This window comes from Bradyrhizobium sp. (genome assembly GCF_027307225.1).
In the GTDB taxonomy this organism is placed as follows: Bacteria; Pseudomonadota; Alphaproteobacteria; order Rhizobiales; family Xanthobacteraceae; genus Bradyrhizobium.
In genome coordinates this window covers 1-3,313 of the sequence record NZ_DAHUXJ010000141.1, presented here as the reverse complement: position 1 = coordinate 3,313, position 3,313 = coordinate 1, and the positions used below count along the sequence as shown (strand labels likewise).

Annotated in this window: 3 protein-coding genes and 1 other RNA gene; 2 read left to right on the top strand and 2 right to left on the bottom strand. The window is 63.4% G+C overall.

Annotation, left to right across the window (positions count from 1 at the left end):
- Window positions 1-177 precede the first annotated feature (177 nt).
- Both nudC and M6D32_RS23425 read right to left on the bottom strand, forming a co-directional pair.
- The gene (gene nudC / locus M6D32_RS23430; protein WP_298260764.1) at window positions 178-1,128 is read right to left on the bottom strand and encodes an NAD(+) diphosphatase; all 951 of its coding nucleotides are present in this window, start codon (window positions 1,126-1,128) and stop codon (window positions 178-180) included.
- Window positions 1,125-1,553, bottom strand: coding sequence for an HIT domain-containing protein (locus tag M6D32_RS23425; RefSeq protein ID WP_298260762.1), 429 nt, complete (start codon window positions 1,551-1,553; stop codon window positions 1,125-1,127). Before M6D32_RS23425 ends, nudC begins: the two co-directional genes overlap by 4 nt.
- A gap of 135 nt (window positions 1,554-1,688) precedes the next feature.
- Between M6D32_RS23425 and ffs the strand changes: the two genes are divergently transcribed.
- Both ffs and M6D32_RS23415 read left to right on the top strand, forming a co-directional pair.
- Window positions 1,689-1,785, top strand: an RNA gene (gene ffs / locus M6D32_RS23420) — signal recognition particle sRNA small type.
- 105 nt (window positions 1,786-1,890) lie between these two features.
- Window positions 1,891-3,313 (top strand): DNA polymerase III subunit gamma/tau (locus M6D32_RS23415; protein ID WP_298260760.1); only part of this gene is annotated, 1,423 nt, incomplete at its 3' end.

Sequence of the window (3,313 nt, the reverse complement as noted above, 5' to 3'; positions counted from 1 at the left end):
GAAGTTCCTATCAGTTTCGCCGTGAGTTCGTTATAGGAACTTCAAATTCAAAGCCGCACTAGAAACAATAAGTTGCTAGAGCTCCTTTGATTCCGAAGTTCGCATCGGAGGGGCCGCAATAGCTTGCGAACTTCGGAATCGGAGCTCTAGGTTGCGGCGGGTGCCAAATCCAATCCACTATTCCGGACGATTGGAGCCATCGTGTACCCACCGTCCGAGCAGATGGTGCGCGATCGCAAACGGATGCGGACCGGCGAGCCCTTGCGGATGCTCCCGCTTGATCATCAAGGTCGCTTCCGCGCGATCGAACCAGCGCGCATCTTCCAGTTCCGTGCGGTCAACGACGATATCCTCGTTCAACGCGCGCGCGGTGCATCCAATCATGAGTGAGGACGGATAAGGCCAAGGCTGCGTCATGTAGTACTGAACGTCGGTGCAGCGGATGCCGGATTCCTCGAAGATTTCGCGGCGAACGGCGTCCTCGATCGTTTCGGCCGCTTCGACGAAGCCGGCCAGGCAGGAATACATCCCGAGCATGAAGTGCTTCTGGCGGCCGAGCAGGACCTTCTCGCCCGAGGTCACCAACATGATCACGACGGGATCGGTGCGCGGAAAATGTTCGGCCTTGCAATTCGGGCAGTCGCGCTTCCAGCCGCCCTCTTTCAGCACCGTGCGGGTGCCGCAATTGGCGCAATAGCCGTGGCGTTGATGCCAGTTCACCAGCGACTTCGCCATGGCGATCGCTGACAGCTGGCCGGCAGGAACCGCGCCTTGCATGGCCATGCCGCGCAATTCGGTGACGGCGGCGTCATCGCGGGTGAGCAACTGCTCGACCGCCGCCGGCGAAATGCCCATGCCGAAGACGGGCGCCCCTTCGCGAAGGCCAAGGAAGATGGTGCCCGGATTGGCGCCGAATTTCAGCGCCTCTTCCCTGCTCAGCAGTGCGCGGGTGCCAGCGGCCTCCCGCCTAACCACCAGCGAGTCGCGGTAGACGACATAGGCGCAGGCATCGGGGCGACTTTCCATCTCCAGCAGTTTTGCGTCGTCGCCGCGCAGATGGGCGGCGCGGTCGAGGATGTTGGAGACGAAGCCCGGTTGCCCCAATGGAAACGAATCGAATGCGGTCATGTGTTCAACCAGATCTTGCGGCGTAGTGCGCTGATAAACTGTTGGACCTCCTCAGCGTCATGCGCGAGCGGCGGCATGACCCCCCAGACCGGCCGCGGCCAGGCGGCGTCGGTGGAGCGGCGTGCGATAATGTGCACGTGCAGTTGTGGAACCATGTTGCCGAGCGCTGCGATATTCAGCTTCTCGCATTTGGTGATTTCTTTCAATGCACGCGCGACGCGGGAAATCTCGGTCATCAGCTGTGCCTGCTCGACCTCGCCGAGCTCGATGATTTCGACGATTTCAGCCCGGCGCGGCACCAGCAGCAGCCAGGGATAATGCGCATCCTTGATGACGAGCACCCGGCAGAGCGGCAGGTCGCCGATGTCGATGGTGTCCTCTTTCAGCCGCGCATGCAGCGACCAGCCAGATTCCTCAGGCGTCATGGATCTTTCCTCGTCCCGCCGGGCCAGGAGACCGCAACTATCGCAACTAATGCCTTATCGCTGATTCTGCACAAGTCCCCCAAACCAGCCCGCCCCCGCTTGCTTTCCGGGCCGTTTGGCCCCAAATAGGGAGCGGGAGATTGGCGGTGGACGAGCCACTCGCCAACCGGGTCAGGTCCGGAAGGAAGCAGCCCTAACGAGGTCCGGATCGGGTCGCTCGTCAGTCTCCTACTCTGTCTTACTTTCCGGCGAATAGCGCAAGGTCCTGCGATCGACTCGCCTAGGTAGCTGTTCCGCAAAGCCAGCCTCGTGAGACCCATCAATTGCGGACCGACCGATGAATGACGCTGGCGTCCCCTTAACCCCTCGCGCTTCCGAAAATGCCGGCCAAAGCGGTTCCGACGCCGGTGCTCAGGCCGGAGCCGCCAAGCCCTACCGCGTGCTGGCGCGGAAGTATCGCCCGGCGGGCTTCGAAGACCTGATTGGCCAGGAGGCGGTGGTGCGCACCGTCTCGAACGCGTTCGAGACTGGCCGTATTCCGCAAGCCTGGATTCTCACCGGCGTCCGCGGAGTCGGCAAGACCACCACGGCGCGGATCCTGGCCCGTGCGTTGAACTACGAACTGCCGGAGGGATCGGTGAAGGGGCCGACCATCCATATGCCGACGCTCGGCGTGCATTGCCAGGCGATCATGGAAAGCCGGCACATGGACGTCCTGGAAATGGACGCCGCCTCTCACACCGGCGTCGACGACGTGCGCCAGATCAACGACAGCGTGCGCTACGCGCCGGCGAGCGCCCGCTACAAGGTCTACATCATCGACGAAGTGCATATGCTCTCGACCGCGGCCTTCAATGCGTTTCTCAAGACGCTGGAGGAGCCGCCGGAGCACGCCAAGTTCGTGTTCGCAACAACGGAAATCCGCAAGGTTCCGGTCACGGTGCTGTCGCGCTGCCAGCGCTTCGATTTGCGCCGGGTCGAGGCCGATGTGTTGATGGCGCATCTTGCCAACATCTCGGCAAAAGAGGGCGTCGAAGTCGAGGGCGAGGCGCTCGGCATCATCGCACGCGCCGCAGAGGGCTCGGTGCGCGATTCGCTATCGCTGCTGGATCAGGCGATTGCGCATGCGGCAGGGCCGGTGCGCGCGGATGCGGTACGGCAGATGCTGGGGCTCGCGGATCGCACGCGCGTCATCGACCTGTTCGAGAGCCTCATCCGCGGCGATATCGCGAGTGCCTTCAAGGAATTCCGCGAGCAATACGACACCGGCGCCGATCCGGTCGTGGTGCTTTCGGACCTCGCCGAATTCGTCAACTTCGTCACCCGTGTCAAGATCGTGCCGGCGACGGCCGACAACGTTGCTTTCGGCGAGACCGAGCGCAAGCGTGCGCGGGAATTTGCCGGCAAGATTTCGATGCGTGTGCTGTCGCGGATGTGGCAGATGTTGCTCAAGGGCGTTGCCGAGGTACGTGACGCGACCCGCCCTGCGGCCGCCGCGGAAATGGTCCTGGTGCGCATCGCTTATGTCGCGGATATGCCGACGCCGGACGAGGCGATCCGGATGCTCGAGCAGAATGGCGGCGCGTCCCCGGTCGCCGGCGGAACCGCCGCGCCGCGCACTGCGCCGGCCGCGCCGGTTTCCTCGATGCAGTCGTCCCCCGCGCGTGCGACGTCGGCGCCCAGGAGCAATGCCGAGCCGTCGGCACGTCCGCAAATGATCGCGCCGTCGCCGGATGCCGCACCGGCGGCGCGCCGGATTG

Excerpts from the sequence above, each read along its gene's own strand:
- nudC (WP_298260764.1), bottom strand. The coding sequence starts at position 1,128 with ATGACCGCATTCGATTCGTTTCCATTGGGGCAACCGGGCTTCGTCTCC.
- M6D32_RS23425 (WP_298260762.1), bottom strand. The coding sequence starts at position 1,553 with ATGACGCCTGAGGAATCTGGCTGGTCGCTGCATGCGCGGCTGAAAGAG.